Below are 16,261 nucleotides of genomic sequence, written 5' to 3' on the forward strand. Positions count from 1 at the left end.
GGCGGGTCACAGCGTCAAACGCCATACGGGGCTAATGGACTGGATCACCACCGTCGATCATAAAAAAATCGCGATTCTGTACCTGTGGGCCGGAGGTTTGTTTTTCGGGATCGGCGGGCTTGAGGCTATTCTGATCCGCATCCAGCTGATTAAGCCGATGAATACCTTTCTGGATGCCCAGACGTTCAATGAATTAATCACGATGCACGGTACAACGATGATTTTTCTCGGGGTCATGCCCGTAATCTTCGCACTGATGAATGCGGTTATTCCGCTGCAGATCGGCGCACGCGACGTTGCCTTCCCTTTTCTGAATGCGCTCGGCTTCTGGACCTTTCTGTTCGGCGGCCTTCTGCTCAATCTCAGCTGGATCATGGGCGGTGCGCCCGATGCCGGCTGGACATCATATACCCCGCTATCTACTTCAACCTACAGCGCCACTCACGGGGTGGATTTCTATACGATAGGCCTACAGATTGCCGGACTCGGCACACTGATCGGCGGCATTAACTTTCTGGCGACCATCATCACGATGCGTGCACCGGGGATGTCCTATATGCGGATGCCGATGTTTGCCTGGACCACTTTTATCACTTCCGCTATTATCCTATTTGCTTTTCCCGCCATTACCGTAGGACTTGTACTGCTTACCTTTGACCGGATACTCGGAGCGAATTTCTTCGAGGTTGGCGCGGGAGGCAATCCGGTGCTCTGGCAGCATATTTTCTGGATCTTCGGCCATCCCGAAGTCTATATTCTCATTCTGCCGGCTTTCGGCATTATTTCTGAAGTCATTCCGACCTTTGCGCGCAAAAGATTATTCGGCTACAGCTCAATGGTCTTCGCCACGATTCTGATTGCCTTCCTGGGCTTCATGGTCTGGGCGCATCATATGTTTACCACCGGCCTCGGCCCGGTAGCAAACGCGCTATTCTCCGTGTCTACGATGCTGATTGCCGTTCCGACCGGGATCAAAATCTTCAACTGGTTGTTTACGATGTGGGGCGGACAGGTGCGCTTCACCACCCCGAATCTGTTTGCAGTAGGCTTCATCCCTACCTTCACGATGGGCGGGGTAACAGGGGTCATGCTGGCTTCGGCTCCTGCTGATTTCCAGTTTCATGACACTTATTTCGTCGTCGCTCATTTTCACTATGTCATTGTCGGCGGTCTGGTGCTCGGCCTGTTCGCCGGGCTGCATTACTGGTGGCCGAAAATGTTCGGACGGATGCTGGACGAGGGCCTGGGCAAATGGACCTTCTGGACCTTTATTATCGGGTTCCATATGACCTTCTTCGTGCAGCACTTCCTTGGTCTGATGGGTATGCAGCGCCGCGTGTTCACGTATCTGCCTAACCAACAATTTGATCTCTTGAATCTGATTAGTACGATCGGCGCGGGGCTCATGGGTGTGGGAATGCTGTTTTTCCTGACGAATATCTTCCTCACTTCCAGAAAGCCTGCCGATGCGGCGGATGATCCGTGGGAAGACGGACGAACGCTCGAATGGACGATTCCCTCACCGCCGCCGGAGTATAACTTCAAGCAGACACCGCTGGTGCGCGGTATCGATGCCTTCTGGAAGGAAAAAACCGCCGGACACAAAGGCATGACGCCATCTGAGCCTGTCGGATCGATTCATATGCCGTCGGCGACGATCCTGCCGTTCCTGATGTCCGTAGGGATTTTTATTGCCGGACTTGGATTTATGTTCAGCCGCGATACATTCAGCAGTGACGCTTTAAGCTTTCTCTTTAACAATTATATTGTTACCGGACTTGGACTTCTCATAACCTTCGGATCGATGCTGATGCGTTCGCTGTTTGACGATCACGGCTGGCATATCGAGCCCGAAGAGCTGGAAGGAAGGTGAATCAGCCAATGACAACCGCACATGCTGAAGCAGTGAAGGGAACGCTGCCGCACGAACCGGAAAAAGCGACACTGGAAGGCCGCAACAAGGTGCTTGCCTTCTGGCTGTTTCTCGGCGGGGAGGCTGTACTCTTCGGTACACTGTTCGCCACATTCCTGGCACTGCGCAATCAGACGAACGATGGCCCGTCCGCGAATGAGCTGTTCCACCTGCCGCTGGTGGCAGCCGCGACGTTCCTGCTCCTGGTCAGCAGTCTGACCAGTGTGTTCGCTATCCAGGCGATGCACCGGAACCGCCCGGCTCTGCTGCGCTCCTGGCTGCTCGTTACTGTTGTGCTGGGTGCAGCCTTTCTCGGCCTGGAGATTTACGAGTTCAGTGAATATGTGAGACATGAGAAATTCGGCATGACCACCAGTGCGTTCAGCTCGGCCTTCTATACGCTGGTCGGCTTCCACGGTGCACACGTTGCCTTCGGGATACTCTGGATCTCCGTACTGATCGGCCAGCTGGTCCGCAAAGGGCTAACGGTGGTAACTGCGCCTAAAATTTATGTCTCGGCAATGTACTGGCATTTTATCGATGTGGTGTGGGTGTTTATCTTCACCGTTGTATACCTGCTTGGAAAGGTGGGCTGAAGCCATGGTAACGGAACAGCATCCGCAAGAGGGCAGTGTGAAGCACCGCCACCGGCAGGAGGGCCCTCAGCGGCATATCGTAGTGTTTATTTTCTCCGTCGTGCTGACCCTGATCGCGTTCGCGGCGGTAGCCGCGGGAGGCGTCAACGCTTCCTTTGCCGTCATTCTGCTGCTGGTCATGGCTGTCCTGCAGGTGTTTTTGCAGATGGGCTTCTGGATGCATCTGAAGGACAAGGGACATCTGATGCCAATCATATTCATGCTGGGCGGCTTTTTTATCGCCGGTACCTGTATCGTGATGGCACTTTACTGGGTCTGGTGGGATTAAGGCGGCGATGAGAAGGGGCCGGCGGCAGCCGTCGCCTCTTTTTTGATTTACGGGGAGTGGGGCGGCCGGATGGCTTCTGGATTCAGCTTCGTTTCTTCAGCGCTTTAACTAGTGGGAAATTGTCCAGTTAATTGGCGTGTTTCTGCCCAAAAATGCAGATTAGGTGGAAATACTCCACCTACTTCTCCTGGAAAGCAGTGACTTGGCCAAAATGGAGCAAATTAGTTGGAGGTAATCACACTAACTGCCTGTAGATCTAGATCAACCCAATAACTCTGCACAAGGGAGGAATTGTACGATGCTGGGATTACAATACTTTAGCTTTGCCGACCTGTGGAGCCCGCTGATACTGGCAGCAACGCTGCTGCTGGCCGCCGGGTATCTGCTGCTGGTCGGTCCGCTGGCGCAGCGTTTTCCCGGTTCTGCTATAGTTCCGGTCCGGCAGAGAGTGCTGTTTATGGGCGGGCTGCTGGCGCTTTATCTGGCCCAGGGGGGACCGGTGAGTCTGCTTGGGCATATCCTGTTTTCCTTCCATATGGTCAGCATGGCCTTATCCTATCTTATTGCGGTTCCGCTGATGATGCTGGGCATCCCGGACTGGTGCTGGCGCACCTTGCTGAAGGTTAATTCGCTGCGGCGGCTCTCCTTCCTTGCCCATCCCGTCGTGGCGGCGCTGCTGTTCAACGGATTATTCTCGCTGTATCATCTGCCGGTGATTCATGATTATGTGATGCTGCATTTTGCGGTCCACCGCCTGTATTATGGTGTGCTGTTCCTGACAGCCGCGCTGATGTGGTGGACGCTGATTAATCCGCTGCCGGAGCGCCGGAAGGTCGGGAGCCTCGGCCAGATCGGCTTCATCTTTTTGAATATGGTGCTGCTGACTCCGGCCTGCGGGCTGATTATTTTTGCCGGGGCTCCGCTTTATGCAACTTATAGTGATCCGAGTGCCTGGGCACGGGCGATGGGGTACTGTGTATCCGGTGATCCGGCCGCGCTGCTGCGGACTTTCGGCGGACCGGCGTTCTTCGGCGGACTGTCGCCCAAGGTGGATCAGCAGGTGGGCGGCATCGCCATGAAGTTCATTCAGGAATTTATTTTTGCCTCGATGCTTGCTTATGTGTTCTATCATTGGTATAAAAAAGAGAACAGGCAAGACGACGCGGACACTTCCGCGCCATCCGGCGAGTTGGGGGATGGTTTCTTGACCCGGGTATAGCAGGTAGAGCACCGAGGAGGATAATCATGGATATCTTTACAGTGTTTCCAACGATCAGTACATCTTTCATCGTCATCAGTGCGGTGCTGGTGGCTATCGGCTGGAGACAGATCATCAAGGGCAAACGTGAAGCACACAAGAAGACAATGATCGCTGCCGCAGTGGCTGCTACCCTGTTCTTCATTGTGTACATGTCAAGAACTGTGTTTGTAGGGAATACATCCTGGGGCGGACCGGATAATCTGTCGCTCTTGTACCACATTTTTCTGATTTTTCATATCGTACTGGCAACGGTGGCAGCCGTGTTCGGGATTACGACACTCACGCTGGGCTTCAAAGCCCAGTATGCGAAGCACCGCAAATGGGGCAGAGTGACTGCTGTGATCTGGTTCATTACGGCCATTACAGGGGTTGCTGTATACGTGCTGCTCTACATATTTTATCCGGGCGGGCATACCAAACCGGTCTGGGATGCAATCTGGGGTTTTTAACTGGTCTTAAAATCGGTCTGTGTACCAGCATCTTCCGTAAGGAGAGTGCTGATGCGCAGGCCTTTTTTTATGTGTGCTTGAACGAGGTGAGCGGGAAGCGCAGAGTCCTCCAAATCCGATGGAATATGAGGTATAAATACCTCCGAATCCGTAGGTATGCGGCGATTGTGCGGAATGGGAGGTATAAATGCCTCCGAATTCGCGGAAATGGGGCAGTGGCGCGGAATGAGAGGTATAAGTACTTCCGAATTCGCGGGAATGGGGCAGTGGCGCGGAATGAGAGGTATAAATACCTCTGAATTCGAAGAAAGTGTGCTACGTGGCTGAGTTAGTGGGATAAATCCCGTAGAATTTGCCGAAAACGTGCTGCGTGGCGAAATTAATGGGATAAATCCCATAGAATTTGCTGGAAACGTGCTGCGTGGCGGAATTAATGGGATAAATCCCGTGGAATTTGCCGAAAACGTGCTGCGTGGTGAAAATAATAGGATAAATCCCATAGAATTTGCTGGAAACGTGCTGCATGGCGAAAATAGTGGGATAAATCCGTTAGAATTCGCAAACAGCGCTCTGTAATAGGTACAAAAGTTAATATATTCTCCCCTGTCGCCGCTTAGCGCATCTATAAGGAATTGAACTAACTTCTAGTTAATAAGCTAACGAACAAAGGAACACACTTTCCAACCCCAACCCCGTTCATAAATTAGGTATTCCTGACGCCTCCTCCACAGAAGATTAGAATCGAATGCTGAACCCCTTAAAGGCATGGATGCCGGTACCGAACCGGATCAGCTCCCTCTCACGCAAAAAATGAACCGCAAGCTTCACTTCATCCAGAATCTCTGGCTTTAGCCCCAGCGTATTATGCGAGCCGAATACCCTCGTGACCCCCGAAATTCCGGCTATCCGTTCCAGAGAGTTGACCAGATCCGCAGGATTGGTAGAAGGATAAAAGGCATAAACAGGCGTTTGATCATACAGCAGATCACCCGTGAATAAATAACCCGAGGGCTCCTCCAAAAAGCATAAATGGCCCGGCGAATGGCCCGGAGTATGGTACACTTTCAGGCTTCGGCCTCCCAAATCAATAACATCGCCATCTTTAAGCAGTCCGGCCGGTATACCTTGAAAAGGTGTGTAGGTCTCCGGATTGAATCCTTCCGGCAATGGCTTACTCAAATCCCTTCCAATATCTTTTCGGATCTGTTCAATCGTTAAGCCTTGAATGCCGTATACGAGCCAATCCCGGTCCTCCTGATGAACATAAATATCTGCGAACATTCCGTGGCCCCCGATATGATCGGTATGAACATGGGTGGTGAACACGTCTATTGGCAAAGAAGTCAGCTCGTCGGTAACCCTCCGGATATTGCCGATTCCGAGGCCGGTGTCAATCAGGACGGCTCTCTTCTGCCCGAGCAGCAGAAAGGAATGAACCTTCTCCCAATGCCCGTATTCACTGATGGCGAAGGTGTGCTCATCAATACTCTGAACCGTAAACCAAGGATCCGTACTCATATATACCTCCCCAAGTGACTTATCTCAAGACTAGCATAACGGGCCACAAGTAACAGTTTCAAGATTTATCCAAACCAAACCTTGACACTGGAAAATACAGGACATATACTGTGTATATAGATATATACAGTAAGCACAGAGCTATACACACTGAATCGGTATATCCTCTGAATTAAAGTGAGGTTGAGACAGCATGACAACAATCAAACAGGCCTGGATCATTGTGAGGAGTGACTTCCGCGGCGACAGACTGAAGCTGGTGTGGGCATTTCTTGGGGCAGTCGTATTAATGGGGTACATGGGGACGATGACCGGAATGGTCACAGATGATGTGCTGGGCGAAGGGGAGGCTAAGGTTCTTGCCGACTTCATGCTCGTTACCGTCATCCCTATGCTGGGCTTTACCTTCTCCAGACGGACGATGAAGTATGTGATGGAAGATTCCTATACCCGGATGCTGGCCTATATGCGCAGTTTACCGGTTCCATCTGCAGTGATCCTCTGCAAAAGAAAGCTTCATACAGTGTTCTCTTTTTCGCTGAACGGAGTATTGTTCTTCGGCCTAATCTATACCCTTAGCGGGAGTATGCGGCATGAGCTCCCACTGCCGGCCTATCTGACCTTCGCCCTGACCTGGGTCGGCTATGGGCTGATCGTTGCGGGGGTGTTCATTTTCATCGAACTCCTGACCAGTGGCAAAGCCTACTGCGGATTGCTCTTTCTTTTTATGCTGCTGTCCATCATTGCTGCTCTGCTCATTAGTCTGGCTGGTGGAAACCTGTTTCTGTACACAGTGAACTACTCTAAGGAGTGGGGGCTGTTGTCTCCGCTGATGTGGGGAACGCTGCTGCTGGGAACTGCATCGGTGCAACTATTCTCTGCGTGGACAATTCAACGGCTTAAGAGCCGCGATCTCGTATGAGAGGGCGGTGGTAAAGATGTGGATACCCATTCAGATTAACGAGAATAGCGCTGAGCCGCTGTACCATCAGATTGAAACACAGCTGCGGTCACTCATTATCAGCGGCGGAATAACAGAAGGGACCCTGCTTCCTTCGATCCGCGAATTTGCCGGAGATCTGAAATGCAGTGTCATTACGGTCCGCCGGGTCTATCAGGATCTGGAGAATGAAGGGCTGCTGCGGACCCGGCAGGGTACTGGCACATTCGTCTCCCATGTGGGGGAAGGTGCCATGGAGGAATACAAGCTGGAAGCCGTCATCAAAGCATTGGAAAGCGCAGTTGATGTCGGGTTGTCCGTGCAATGCAGTGCAGAAGAGCTGACCCGAATATTTACAGACATAGTGAAGAGCAAATATAACAAACAGGGATGAAGGGTGGAGTCATTGCATGGTACAACAGGCCATAGAACTGCGGAATGTAAGCAAAAAACGGCGTAACCGGATGATCGGACCGCTTAATCTGAATCTCCCGCAGGGCTATATAACCGCACTAGTGGGCCAGAATGGCTCCGGCAAAAGCACACTGCTGCACATGCTGATGCAGCTGAGCTTCCCTGAAGTGGGCGAGATCCGCTGGTTTGAAGAGGCGCACGGGAAGGAAATGCCGCTCTCCCTGCGGCAAACCATTGCCCATGTCCCGGAGAACTCGCAGAGCGAGGAGAATCTATGGACAGCGGAAGAGGCGGCTGAGTTTCGCCGCCAGTGGTACCCGGCATGGGATCAGAAGTATTTCGAAGAATTGCTGGGCAAATTCGAGGTGCCGCAAGGAGCAAGACTCGGCAAGATGTCAAAGGGTGAGCGCCGCAAGTTCGAGATTGCCGCTGCGCTGGCAGCACGGCCCAAGCTGCTGCTGCTGGATGAGCCGTCTTCCGGTCTTGATCCTTTTGCCTGGAAGATCCTGATAGAAGCGCTGCGAAAATATATGGATGAGACTAACGCAACGGTGCTGATCTGTACCCACATCATCGAGGAAGTACGGAGGCTGGCTGATTATATTGTGCTTATGCACCATGGGCAGCTGCTCGGCATGGCCGAGAAAGACAGCCTGTTCGGCTCCTGGAATGAGGTCTGGGTAAATGCGGCAGATGAGGAAGAACTGCAGGAATTGGCGGCAGAATTGCCGGATGCCCTGAATTTCACCTGGGAGCCATCTGGAATGGTTTCATTTATTACCCAGAAATTTCATCAAAATGAGAAACGCATCCAGCAATTGGGCGTAAAGGTTATTAAGAGCCGGGCACTTGAACTGGATGAAATACTCAGCTTATGGACACAAGGGCATCATCCGATCCTGATCGACCAGAAGAGAGGGGACTAACGAATGGAAGCTTTGAAGCTGGAACAGGTAGTGAAGCAATATGGTGACAAAACGGCAGTAAACAGAATTAACCTGAAGGTGGAGCAAGGCGAAATTTATGGGCTGCTGGGGGCCAACGGCGCCGGCAAAACCACAACAATGCGCATGGTGCTTGGTCTGATTTATCCCGATGAGGGGAAGATTCTATATAACGGCAAGCCGTTCAGCAACGAGCTGCAGCATCTGATGGGCTATCTGCCGGAAGAGCGCGGCCTGTACCCGAAGGTGAAGGTCAGCGAGCAGATCATCTATCTGGCCCGGCTGCGCGGCATGGCTGCTGGCGATGCGGAGAAGAGCCTGCGTTACTGGCTGGACCGCTTTGAAGTGCCGGAATATTACAACAAGAAAATTGAGGAGCTCTCCAAGGGCAATCAGCAGAAAATGGGCTTTATCGCTGCCGTCGTACATAAGCCGCAAATTCTTATCCTCGATGAAGCCTTCAGCGGACTGGACCCGGTAAATGTGGAGCTCTTAAAGGACACCGTCAGAGAGATGCGAGATCAGGGGACGAGTATCCTGTTCTCTACCCACCGCATGGAGCATGTCGAAGAGCTGTGCCGGAATATTACAATCCTTGACCGTTCCAACACAGTCGTTCAAGGCGATATCCGCGAGATTAAAAAGGGCTATCCGCGTGAGGAGGTATTCCTGCGGACGGTTGGAGAAGTCTCCGGGCTGGAGGGCATCGCCGGGGTAACTGCAGTGCAGCGGCAGGAGCGGGGCTATGTGCTGGCGATCAGTGAAATTGGAGCAGCGCAGCGGATTTTGCAGCACGCCGTTCTTGCCGGTGAAGTTGAACATTTCGAAATCAAGGAACCGACGCTAAACCAAATCTTTATTAGAGCGGTGGGTGAATCCAATGAATAAGCTGGGACCGATTATCGCATTTACCTTCAAAAATAAGGCACGGACTAAATCCTTTACGATCACAACGCTGATCATCGTGCTGCTGATTACCATCGGTATGAACATTCCTTATTTTATCGACAAGTTTAACGGGGACGATGAAGCCGGTGCTGCACGCATCGGAGTTGTTACGGAAGCCGGAAATCCTGTATCGGAACTGCTGCTGGCTTATACGGCGCCCGAAGATTCCGAGACCCAGGTAACGCTGGAGTCCTATGCGTCTGCAGAGGACGCGGCCCTTCAAAAGGGACTCAAGGAAGGCGACATTAAGGGTTATCTCACCTTCGGAACTGCTGCTGGCGGAGGCGTACCTCCGGTCACTTACCACAGCAATAAAGGAGAGCTGGACGGAGATATCCAGAGCTATCTGCAAGCTGCCCTGCAGCAAGTCAATACGCAGCTGATTACGGAAGGAAAGCTGACGCAGCAGGAGGTGTCCGCCATATTCACGCCGGTCACGATAGCTACGCAGCAGATCGGCGGAGGAAGTGGGACTGACGGCGGCGGTCAGGATGAATCTGCACCTACGATCAATTATGTGATTGTCTATGTACTGCTGATGCTCTTCTTCTTATCGATTATGCTGACCGGTAATATGATTGCCGCTGAGGTCACAGCAGAGAAGAGTTCGCGCATTATGGAAATTCTGATTACGAGCGCTTCACCGCTGAGCCAGATGTTCGGCAAGGTGCTGGGGGTGTTCCTGGTCGGGCTGCTGCAGATTGCGATCATTGCCGCGAGTATTGCGGCGAACCTGCTGCTGCCGTATAACTCGGGTATTCTGACGGATTTCGATCTTGACTTGAGTCAATTGAATGTAGGCATTCTGGTTTACGGCCTCATCCTTTATATTCTGGGCTTCTTCCTGTATGCGCTGATGTACGCCGCTGTAGGCTCGATCGTGAGCCGTACCGAGGAGCTGGGTCAGGCAAGCATGCCGGTGATGATGCTGGGTTTTGTGAACTACTATATTCCGACCTTCAGCGTTTCTGCACCGGACACACTGCTGGTTAAGATCGCCAGCTTCGTACCGTTCACTTCACCGCTCAGCATGCTGCTGCGGATCGGTGTCGGAGATGTGGCCGTATGGGAAATCGCAGTTTCACTGGTTATTCTGCTGGTCACTATCTTCCTGTTAGGCTGGCTGGCGGCCAAAATCTACCGCACAGGTGTCCTGATGTATGGTAAACGTCCTAGTATCAAAGAGATTAGAAAAGCTATGAAGGCTTACAAAATTTAAGGAGTGGGAATTATGGATAAAAAACAACAACAAAACTTAGCGCTGTTGTTTATGTCATCTTTCTTCTCGCTGACGTCAAGCAGACTTATTCCAGATAGCGGGTCGAATCTGATGGATTTTACGCAAGGGCTTCTAACAGGTATAGGCATTACCGGAATGCTGATGGCGATCGTATATTTTGGCAAGTATCATAAGCGCAGCCATTAGGTTAGAAAGTCTTTTCAGGGGCAACGATTTAAAGGCACCTCCGCACTTAATGCGGAGGTGCCTTTTTGGATACAGCGGCTAAGGAGCTCACTAAAACTGGTGATCCGGCCGTTTATAGTGTACCTTAATAGTAAGGAGTGGTGATTTTGAAATTAAACATAAAAACCCCCGTGCTGGTCACGGTTTCTATTGTACTGATCATAGTGAGCGGTATGCTTAGGCCTGAAGGCTCAACATTGCTGGGGGCGCTGCAGACTTTGCTGCTTGGTCTTGGAATCCTGGGATGCCTGATGGCTTTTTTACGGTTTGCCAAAAGTGGCAACAGTAAGGGCAAAGACATAAACAAAGGCAAGGGCAAGAGTAAAGGCAACAGTAAGGGCAAGTAAGCCAATAAAGCCGCAGCGGATTGCTGCGGCTTTATTGGTGCATGAATCAGAAGAACAGACAGACCATTTACACAATAGACAAATTAGCCTGTGATCTCAGCGGCTTCAGCCCAGCCGTGTGCTCACGAACCCGCCGTAGTTGAGCTTTCAGCGCTGGCAGGCTCTTGCCGAGAATTGTGCCGATTTCGGGCAGCGGTAGCAGCAGTCCATACCATAGCGCTTTTACGAGCTGATCGTCCCAGGACAACTCTTTTGAGGTGCGCAGATTCCGGCTCTTTGCGGATTTTGTACATTGCAGGATGCACTCCCGGTAGGCTTCTACCGAAAAGTCGGCTGCTTTGAGCTTTCCTTTGCAATACAGCACATATAGCTTGTTGAAGGTTCCGGCCGTCACCCGCTCAGCTTCACTGCCCTTCCCGAGCAGAATGGAGCTGAGCGCAAGGACACCTCCGCTGTACTCCCGGATATATTGCTCAAATCCGGCGGCAGCGGCCGGCTGCGGGGATAAAAGGTCAGGCATGTCAGCACGTTCCTTCCTGGATTAAGAGATGGATTAAGGTATAGCGGTGCGCAAAAAACCGCAGGCAGAGGAGAACCTCTGCTGCGGTCTGGATACAGGCTGAAACAGGCCTGACGCCAAAACGTGGCGGATCAAGGGGCTCTCTCTATACGCTTACGAGGTTAGCTGCAGGATTCGGGCGGTGAGAGTCGCCCTACCTGGTAAGAATGCGGGAGCCGCAGTCTCCTCAGGATTCACCCCATGGCCGTATCAGCCGGATGGTTCCCCCGTTTCCCGCTGGGCGGGAATTCAGCGTTCGAATATCATCATTTTTGCGAATCGATTCAACACGAATCATACTCTTTCCGGCATGTCTTTGTAAAAAAGCAAAGGGATTCTCTAATTGCGGATTAGCAGGGAATTGCGGCGGGAACAAGGCTGCGCTAGTCGAAAAGACTATTTATCAGCGATTATCAGGTCATTTTCTCGCTCAGGCGTCATCTTTTGATTTTTACTGGAAAAAAGCAAGGAATGCTGTAAATCCCGCGGAAGATACACGGACCGGCATTCTTTATCTGTTTTTGCTAACCCCTCAGAAAAGCGGGGAAATAAGAGGATTAGGGAGAATAAGGCTTAAGTAAGCGTTATCTGGCCGGTAATCATCCCTTTTAATGCATTATTTTGGCGCTATTAGGGTTTTACAAGCGATCATCACAGAAGGTATGATTACATCTGTTTAAGCGCAATTGAATAAGTAATCCGCTTAATCTCCGTTTACGGAGAGCGGGGGAACCAAACAACCGGAGGCCGATCGTGAGAGGCGGAGCCGGTTATGGGGTGAATCCTGGAAAACTGCGAGAGCTGATAAAAGTCTCGTATGGATAACAGGTAGGGCGACTCTCAACGCCCGAATCCGGCAGCTAACCTCGTAAGCGTAGTGTAGAGAGGATAGGCGCATTGTGACCGATTATTGGACCACAAAGGGAATCCTTTGTGGTTTTTTGCTGCGTTCGTATAGATGAATGCCGGCTATAACGCGGAACAGGAGGGGGGAGACATAGATGGACAGCCAGGAGGATTATGTGCTCATTAGCGCTCCGACGAAGGCAGGGGAACAGTTTGTTAGAATGCTCCAAATAAAAGGCTGCCGGATAGCAGGGCTTGCCAACAATCCGGCTGAGCACGCGCGGCTCCGGGAGCTGGGGGTTGAGGTTATTTTTGAGGTGGATACCCGGCATTTGAACACTTGGCTCAGGCCGCCGTTTGCCGTAGGCAGAATTTATCTATTCGAGAGCAGTGTGGCATTATGCTGCCGTTATGTGCAGATGTGCCGGACGTGGACCACGAAGCCGATCTTTGTCATTACCACCTCCATGAATCCGAGATTGGTATACAAAGGGCTTGGGGCGGACCATGTCATTTATACCCATAGCGGGAATGTGGGTCATCTGGCAGCAGAGTGCGAATATTGAACCAGAAAGTTATAGGTTTATAGGGGGATAAAAAACGCCGGTGACCCTAAGCAGGTGACCGGCGTTTTCATATTAGCGTTTCGGCATTTTGCTCTCATCCATGTACAGTAGGTTCCAGCGGTGACCGTCCAGGTCGGCAAAGCCGGCGCCGTACATCCAGCCGTCCACTTCACTCGGCTTGCCAAAGATACTTCCTCCGGCAAACTCTACCTTTTGAATAAAGGCATCTACTTCTTCTCTGCTGTTAGCACCAATGGAAAAGATGACTTCTGCGCTATGGGAAGTATCAGCGATTTTTGAACCTGTGAATTTCTCAAACGCCGCATCCGGGAACAGCAGAATCGTCGTTTGCCCTATGGCAAGCTTGGATCTCTCGTTACCGACGCTCACCGCATGGAATCCAATCTCGTTGAAAAAGGCAGTTGACCTCTCAACATCTTTAACCGGCAGGTTAATCCAGATTTCCTGTGACATGGCTGTAGCCTCCTGGAATCATTCATGAATTTATTTCGCTGCAGCAATAAGTTCCTTAAGCTCAGGAAGGTTGAAGCCTTTGACGGCATATTCTCCCGATACAGTGACAGGTACGCCCATGAAGCCGAGCTTCTCTACTTCCTCCTGATAGACTGTACTGGTCATAACATCGCGTACCTCGAACGGAATGCCTTGTTCTGTGAGCAGCTGTTTTACCTGATTGCAGTCGCTGCAGCCGGATGTAGAGTAGACAATTACAGACTGGCTCATTTGCTTACTGCCTCCTTGATGGCATCGCGAGTGATTTTCCAGTGGGAGGTATTCCAGCGGACTTCGCCGTCTTCAAGCAGGAAAATTTGCGGAGATTCGTGTTTGATGCCGAATTCTTCAGCAATCTGGTTCGAGACCGGACGGTCTTCAATCACATGGACAATGGCTGCCGGCGTATCGGAGCTCTGTGCAAAGGCCAGAAACTCTTCGTTGGCTTTGGCGCTGATGGGGCAGGTTGTGCTGTGCTTGAAAAGCAGTTTCTTGCCGGGTTGCCCGACATATTGGTGCAGTTCATCCAGAGTATGGAGTTGTTGAATAGACATCGGTAAATCACCCTCCTGGGATTCTATATTTTTGTAATTAAGATTGTAGCATAGTTCAAAATTAAAGCAAAAGATACGGCGGAAATAAAAGCCTTGACCCTGACACTGGTGTCAGGGTTTATACTGGAGGCAGACCATTTCTCATGAACCCCGGGGAGAATGCCATGAAAATAGGTGAACTTGCAGCGCGGACAGGTGTCAGTGTCCGTTCCCTGCGATATTATGAGCGTCAAGGATTGCTTACACCGCTCCGGGAGGCCAACGGCTACCGTGAGTATTCGCCGCTGGCCGTCGAAACGGTAGAGACGATTAAGCTGTATTTGAATCTGGGGCTGTCGACAGAGGAGATTGCCGGATTTCTGCATTGTGTACTGAAGAATAAAGAGGCCTTCTGTGCAGAGGTGATGCCGCTCTACCGCAGCAAGCTGGAGGAGATTGAGCGCCAGATTGTAGAACTGAGCCAGATCAGGCTTAATCTCCAGCAGCGGATGGCTGCAATGCAGCAGGAGCAGATGGAGAGCGGGACTACTGAGCGCGGAACTGCTGAATTGGAAAATAGTTAAGCGTACGGTCATAGAGTCACGGGAGGGAAGAATAATGGCAATTATGAATGTGGAGCATGCGGAAACCCTGCGGGCGGAATTAAACCGCAGCGGAACGGTGCTGGTTGATTATGGTGCGCCAAGGTGCGGGCCCTGCAGAACGCTGCTGCCGATTCTGGAGGAACTGGATGATGAGTATGACAGCGTGTCTATCGTTAAGGTGAACTGTGATGAGCTGCCTGAGTTGGCGTCAGAGGCTGGCGTCATGGGCCTGCCTACTGTGGTCGTGTACAGCGGAGGACAGCCGGTGGAGAAGCTGGTCGGTCTGCGTCCGAAATCCGTCTATCAAGGCGTATTGCGAAAGTATGCCGCGGTGAGCAGCAGTACCAGTTAACGCATAGAGGCGGGAAGCAGCATGCCAGGCATGCGCTTCCCGCCTTTTTTACATATCAGAAAGTAGCTATTTGGGGTTTACAAGAGTTATAAGGGCTTATTGTTCATTCGGCACTGCTGTAGGCCGTTCGGCAAAAGCGGCCGGAACCGGGACAACCTCGTTCTGGTGCAGGGCATCCAGTATCTCATCTCTGAGACTGCCGGTAAATGCGCTCCAGGCCTTTTTGCCGACGCCAAGCTCATCGCGTCCAATGGACTGCAGGGTGTCCAGCCAGACCCGCTTGTCATTAATTACTCCCAGCTGCTCCTGAATGTTCTTATAGATTTCTTCATGCGCATGAAATTTCTGATTAAGTGCAAAACTTGCGGCGCTCGCGGTATACCGCAGCTCCTTAGCCGATATTCTTAGCTCATGCAGGGCTTCGAAGGCGGCCTTGGACTCCGCTTCAGGATCTTTAAACAACGTTTTGCAGGCCTTTTTCTTCTGTTCGAAGGCTACCTCCAGCTCACGCATGACGACGTTTGCGTCCCGTTTGGCGATCAGGGCTTCCAGGGGTCCGGCGAGAAAGGCCGTCCAGAGCCTGTCCAATTCCTTGCCGGTCAGCTGAGCAAGCCCGCTTTCCAGCTTCTTGCGGTGCTCCTTCCGCTTCTCCTTCTGATGCTTAATGACGGCCTTCAGCAGCTCCGCTGTCTTGGCATCGCCGTCTTCCTTCGCCAGTTTGCGCCGCTCTTTGAAGGAATTAATCAGTACATCTGCATCCCTTACCTTGCCGAGCATCTTCTGGGCTTGTTTAAAAGTGCTATATAGCTCTGCGGTGGAGGAATGATCGGGATCAAGAATCGACAGCAGTGTCAGCAGCTTGCGGCTGTTTACCCTTGCCTGATGAATATCCTCATCTCCGAAATCCTTCAGCGCGTCCTTGCTGTAATCACGGAAATTGACATAGAGCTTAATCATCGCCTGTTCCCATTGACGGGTCTTGTTGGTTTGCTTGTCCTTCGTTAGCTGTTCGACGGTCATGCGGCATCACTCCTAAAGGTTGTGTGTGTATTGCATGAACTTCAGCACATTCTGTCTAGCACGGGGAGTATCTTCTTTAGTATAAGGATAACGCTTGGATGAAGCGATTTCAAATGCTTTAGGTGTCCTTGCCTTCGCGCCGGGA

22 protein-coding genes and 2 riboswitches are annotated in these 16,261 nt (G+C 51.6%); of the genes, 16 read left to right on the plus strand and 6 right to left on the minus strand.

Annotated features, from left to right (window positions below):
* The first annotated feature begins 34 nt into the window (after nucleotides 1-34).
* The 6 genes from ctaD (at nucleotide 35) to L6H70_RS19800 (ending at nucleotide 5,122) form a co-directional block, all read left to right on the plus strand.
* Nucleotides 35-1,873: a cytochrome c oxidase subunit I gene (gene ctaD / locus L6H70_RS19775; protein ID WP_236335911.1), complete on the plus strand. Its 1,839-nt coding sequence runs from the start codon at nucleotides 35-37 to the stop codon at nucleotides 1,871-1,873.
* An 8-nt stretch (nucleotides 1,874-1,881) separates the two neighbouring features.
* On the plus strand, nucleotides 1,882-2,508 hold the full coding sequence (locus L6H70_RS19780) for a cytochrome (ubi)quinol oxidase subunit III (RefSeq protein WP_236335781.1): 627 nt from the start codon (nucleotides 1,882-1,884) through the stop codon (nucleotides 2,506-2,508).
* Between the two features lie 4 nt (nucleotides 2,509-2,512).
* On the plus strand, nucleotides 2,513-2,836 hold the full coding sequence (locus L6H70_RS19785) for a cytochrome C oxidase subunit IV family protein (protein WP_206102929.1): 324 nt from the start codon (nucleotides 2,513-2,515) through the stop codon (nucleotides 2,834-2,836).
* Nucleotides 2,837-3,134: 298 nt separating this feature from the next.
* On the plus strand, nucleotides 3,135-4,055 hold the full coding sequence (gene ctaG / locus L6H70_RS19790) for a cytochrome c oxidase assembly factor CtaG (protein ID WP_236335782.1): 921 nt from the start codon (nucleotides 3,135-3,137) through the stop codon (nucleotides 4,053-4,055).
* Nucleotides 4,056-4,081: 26 nt separating this feature from the next.
* Complete coding sequence (locus tag L6H70_RS19795; RefSeq protein WP_236335783.1) at nucleotides 4,082-4,546, plus strand: DUF420 domain-containing protein; 465 nt, start codon at nucleotides 4,082-4,084, stop codon at nucleotides 4,544-4,546.
* Nucleotides 4,547-4,909: 363 nt separating this feature from the next.
* Entirely contained in the window at nucleotides 4,910-5,122 is a 213-nt protein-coding gene (locus L6H70_RS19800) for a hypothetical protein (protein WP_236335784.1), read from the plus strand.
* 159 nt (nucleotides 5,123-5,281) lie between these two features.
* Here the strand turns inward: L6H70_RS19800 and L6H70_RS19805 are convergent, their stop codons facing one another.
* Nucleotides 5,282-6,064 (minus strand): MBL fold metallo-hydrolase, encoded by a 783-nt coding sequence (locus L6H70_RS19805; protein WP_236335785.1) that lies wholly within the window; start codon nucleotides 6,062-6,064, stop codon nucleotides 5,282-5,284.
* A gap of 193 nt (nucleotides 6,065-6,257) precedes the next feature.
* On the opposite strand from L6H70_RS19805, the gene L6H70_RS19810 reads away from it, so the two are divergent.
* The 7 genes from L6H70_RS19810 to L6H70_RS19840 all read left to right on the plus strand — a co-directional run bounded on the left by L6H70_RS19810 (nucleotide 6,258) and on the right by L6H70_RS19840 (nucleotide 11,122).
* Nucleotides 6,258-6,986, plus strand: coding sequence for a hypothetical protein (locus L6H70_RS19810; RefSeq protein WP_236335786.1), 729 nt, complete (start codon nucleotides 6,258-6,260; stop codon nucleotides 6,984-6,986).
* Nucleotides 6,987-7,002: 16 nt separating this feature from the next.
* Complete coding sequence (locus tag L6H70_RS19815; protein WP_236335787.1) at nucleotides 7,003-7,398, plus strand: GntR family transcriptional regulator; 396 nt, start codon at nucleotides 7,003-7,005, stop codon at nucleotides 7,396-7,398.
* 16 nt (nucleotides 7,399-7,414) lie between these two features.
* Entirely contained in the window at nucleotides 7,415-8,344 is a 930-nt protein-coding gene (locus tag L6H70_RS19820; RefSeq protein WP_236335788.1) for an ATP-binding cassette domain-containing protein, read from the plus strand.
* Between the two features lie 3 nt (nucleotides 8,345-8,347).
* Nucleotides 8,348-9,250: an ABC transporter ATP-binding protein gene (locus L6H70_RS19825; protein WP_236335789.1), complete on the plus strand. Its 903-nt coding sequence runs from the start codon at nucleotides 8,348-8,350 to the stop codon at nucleotides 9,248-9,250.
* Entirely contained in the window at nucleotides 9,243-10,529 is a 1,287-nt protein-coding gene (locus L6H70_RS19830) for an ABC transporter permease (RefSeq protein ID WP_236335790.1), read from the plus strand. Before L6H70_RS19825 ends, L6H70_RS19830 begins: the two co-directional genes overlap by 8 nt.
* A 12-nt stretch (nucleotides 10,530-10,541) precedes the next feature.
* Nucleotides 10,542-10,736 carry a hypothetical protein gene (locus L6H70_RS19835; RefSeq protein WP_236335791.1) on the plus strand — a complete coding sequence of 65 codons (195 nt, stop codon included), beginning with the start codon at nucleotides 10,542-10,544 and terminating at the stop codon, nucleotides 10,734-10,736.
* Between the two features lie 146 nt (nucleotides 10,737-10,882).
* Nucleotides 10,883-11,122, plus strand: a complete 240-nt coding sequence (locus tag L6H70_RS19840; RefSeq protein ID WP_236335792.1) for a hypothetical protein — start codon at nucleotides 10,883-10,885, stop codon at nucleotides 11,120-11,122.
* Between the two features lie 67 nt (nucleotides 11,123-11,189).
* Here the strand turns inward: L6H70_RS19840 and L6H70_RS19845 are convergent, their stop codons facing one another.
* Complete coding sequence (locus tag L6H70_RS19845) at nucleotides 11,190-11,642, minus strand: hypothetical protein (RefSeq protein WP_236335793.1); 453 nt, start codon at nucleotides 11,640-11,642, stop codon at nucleotides 11,190-11,192.
* 136 nt (nucleotides 11,643-11,778) lie between these two features.
* A riboswitch (cyclic di-AMP (ydaO/yuaA leader) is annotated at nucleotides 11,779-11,946 on the minus strand.
* A 425-nt stretch (nucleotides 11,947-12,371) separates the two neighbouring features.
* Nucleotides 12,372-12,573: riboswitch (cyclic di-AMP (ydaO/yuaA leader) on the plus strand.
* Between the two features lie 109 nt (nucleotides 12,574-12,682).
* Here L6H70_RS19845 and L6H70_RS19850 point away from each other — a divergent pair.
* A complete protein-coding gene (locus L6H70_RS19850; RefSeq protein WP_236335794.1) occupies nucleotides 12,683-13,093 on the plus strand; it encodes a hypothetical protein in 411 nt (136 codons plus the stop codon).
* A gap of 72 nt (nucleotides 13,094-13,165) precedes the next feature.
* Here L6H70_RS19850 and L6H70_RS19855 read toward each other — a convergent pair whose 3' ends face one another.
* From L6H70_RS19855 to ytxJ, 3 genes are read right to left on the minus strand one after another with little or no spacing between them, the layout of a single operon-like run.
* Nucleotides 13,166-13,567 carry a VOC family protein gene (locus L6H70_RS19855; protein WP_236335795.1) on the minus strand — a complete coding sequence of 134 codons (402 nt, stop codon included), beginning with the start codon at nucleotides 13,565-13,567 and terminating at the stop codon, nucleotides 13,166-13,168.
* Between the two features lie 30 nt (nucleotides 13,568-13,597).
* Nucleotides 13,598-13,837, minus strand: coding sequence for a glutaredoxin family protein (locus L6H70_RS19860; RefSeq protein ID WP_206102952.1), 240 nt, complete (start codon nucleotides 13,835-13,837; stop codon nucleotides 13,598-13,600).
* Nucleotides 13,834-14,160 (minus strand): bacillithiol system redox-active protein YtxJ, encoded by a 327-nt coding sequence (ytxJ, locus tag L6H70_RS19865; RefSeq protein ID WP_054943084.1) that lies wholly within the window; start codon nucleotides 14,158-14,160, stop codon nucleotides 13,834-13,836. The genes L6H70_RS19860 and ytxJ overlap by 4 nt, the downstream gene beginning before the upstream one ends.
* 164 nt (nucleotides 14,161-14,324) lie before the next feature.
* On the opposite strand from ytxJ, the gene L6H70_RS19870 reads away from it, so the two are divergent.
* Together L6H70_RS19870 and L6H70_RS19875 are read left to right on the plus strand one after the other, a co-directional pair.
* Nucleotides 14,325-14,723: a MerR family transcriptional regulator gene (locus L6H70_RS19870; protein ID WP_236335796.1), complete on the plus strand. Its 399-nt coding sequence runs from the start codon at nucleotides 14,325-14,327 to the stop codon at nucleotides 14,721-14,723.
* A 34-nt stretch (nucleotides 14,724-14,757) separates the two neighbouring features.
* Entirely contained in the window at nucleotides 14,758-15,096 is a 339-nt protein-coding gene (locus tag L6H70_RS19875; protein ID WP_236335798.1) for a thioredoxin family protein, read from the plus strand.
* Between the two features lie 96 nt (nucleotides 15,097-15,192).
* Here L6H70_RS19875 and L6H70_RS19880 read toward each other — a convergent pair whose 3' ends face one another.
* Nucleotides 15,193-16,116 carry a CHAD domain-containing protein gene (locus L6H70_RS19880; protein WP_236335799.1) on the minus strand — a complete coding sequence of 308 codons (924 nt, stop codon included), beginning with the start codon at nucleotides 16,114-16,116 and terminating at the stop codon, nucleotides 15,193-15,195.
* Between the last annotated feature and the right edge of the window lie 145 nt (nucleotides 16,117-16,261).

It is taken from the genome of Paenibacillus auburnensis (genome assembly GCF_927798115.1).
Classification (GTDB): Bacteria; Bacillota; Bacilli; order Paenibacillales; family Paenibacillaceae; genus Paenibacillus_AQ; species Paenibacillus_AQ auburnensis.

What these genes read in the sequence shown, in the direction of transcription:
- L6H70_RS19875 (WP_236335798.1), top strand. Translation starts at nt 14,758, where the DNA reads ATGGCAATTATGAATGTGGAGCATGCGGAAACCCTGCGGGCGGAATTA.
- L6H70_RS19795 (WP_236335783.1), top strand. Translation starts at nt 4,082, where the DNA reads ATGGATATCTTTACAGTGTTTCCAACGATCAGTACATCTTTCATCGTC.
- L6H70_RS19870 (WP_236335796.1), top strand. Translation starts at nt 14,325, where the DNA reads ATGAAAATAGGTGAACTTGCAGCGCGGACAGGTGTCAGTGTCCGTTCC.
- L6H70_RS19805 (WP_236335785.1), bottom strand. Translation starts at nt 6,064, where the DNA reads ATGAGTACGGATCCTTGGTTTACGGTTCAGAGTATTGATGAGCACACC.
- L6H70_RS19855 (WP_236335795.1), bottom strand. Translation starts at nt 13,567, where the DNA reads ATGTCACAGGAAATCTGGATTAACCTGCCGGTTAAAGATGTTGAGAGG.
- ytxJ (WP_054943084.1), bottom strand. Translation starts at nt 14,160, where the DNA reads ATGTCTATTCAACAACTCCATACTCTGGATGAACTGCACCAATATGTC.
- L6H70_RS19780 (WP_236335781.1), top strand. Translation starts at nt 1,882, where the DNA reads ATGACAACCGCACATGCTGAAGCAGTGAAGGGAACGCTGCCGCACGAA.
- L6H70_RS19835 (WP_236335791.1), top strand. Translation starts at nt 10,542, where the DNA reads ATGGATAAAAAACAACAACAAAACTTAGCGCTGTTGTTTATGTCATCT.
- L6H70_RS19830 (WP_236335790.1), top strand. Translation starts at nt 9,243, where the DNA reads ATGAATAAGCTGGGACCGATTATCGCATTTACCTTCAAAAATAAGGCA.
- L6H70_RS19820 (WP_236335788.1), top strand. Translation starts at nt 7,415, where the DNA reads ATGGTACAACAGGCCATAGAACTGCGGAATGTAAGCAAAAAACGGCGT.
- L6H70_RS19815 (WP_236335787.1), top strand. Translation starts at nt 7,003, where the DNA reads ATGTGGATACCCATTCAGATTAACGAGAATAGCGCTGAGCCGCTGTAC.
- L6H70_RS19880 (WP_236335799.1), bottom strand. Translation starts at nt 16,116, where the DNA reads ATGACCGTCGAACAGCTAACGAAGGACAAGCAAACCAACAAGACCCGT.
- L6H70_RS19845 (WP_236335793.1), bottom strand. Translation starts at nt 11,642, where the DNA reads ATGCCTGACCTTTTATCCCCGCAGCCGGCCGCTGCCGCCGGATTTGAG.
- L6H70_RS19825 (WP_236335789.1), top strand. Translation starts at nt 8,348, where the DNA reads ATGGAAGCTTTGAAGCTGGAACAGGTAGTGAAGCAATATGGTGACAAA.
- ctaD (WP_236335911.1), top strand. Translation starts at nt 35, where the DNA reads ATGGACTGGATCACCACCGTCGATCATAAAAAAATCGCGATTCTGTAC.
- L6H70_RS19810 (WP_236335786.1), top strand. Translation starts at nt 6,258, where the DNA reads ATGACAACAATCAAACAGGCCTGGATCATTGTGAGGAGTGACTTCCGC.
- L6H70_RS19785 (WP_206102929.1), top strand. Translation starts at nt 2,513, where the DNA reads ATGGTAACGGAACAGCATCCGCAAGAGGGCAGTGTGAAGCACCGCCAC.
- L6H70_RS19850 (WP_236335794.1), top strand. Translation starts at nt 12,683, where the DNA reads ATGGACAGCCAGGAGGATTATGTGCTCATTAGCGCTCCGACGAAGGCA.
- L6H70_RS19860 (WP_206102952.1), bottom strand. Translation starts at nt 13,837, where the DNA reads ATGAGCCAGTCTGTAATTGTCTACTCTACATCCGGCTGCAGCGACTGC.
- ctaG (WP_236335782.1), top strand. Translation starts at nt 3,135, where the DNA reads ATGCTGGGATTACAATACTTTAGCTTTGCCGACCTGTGGAGCCCGCTG.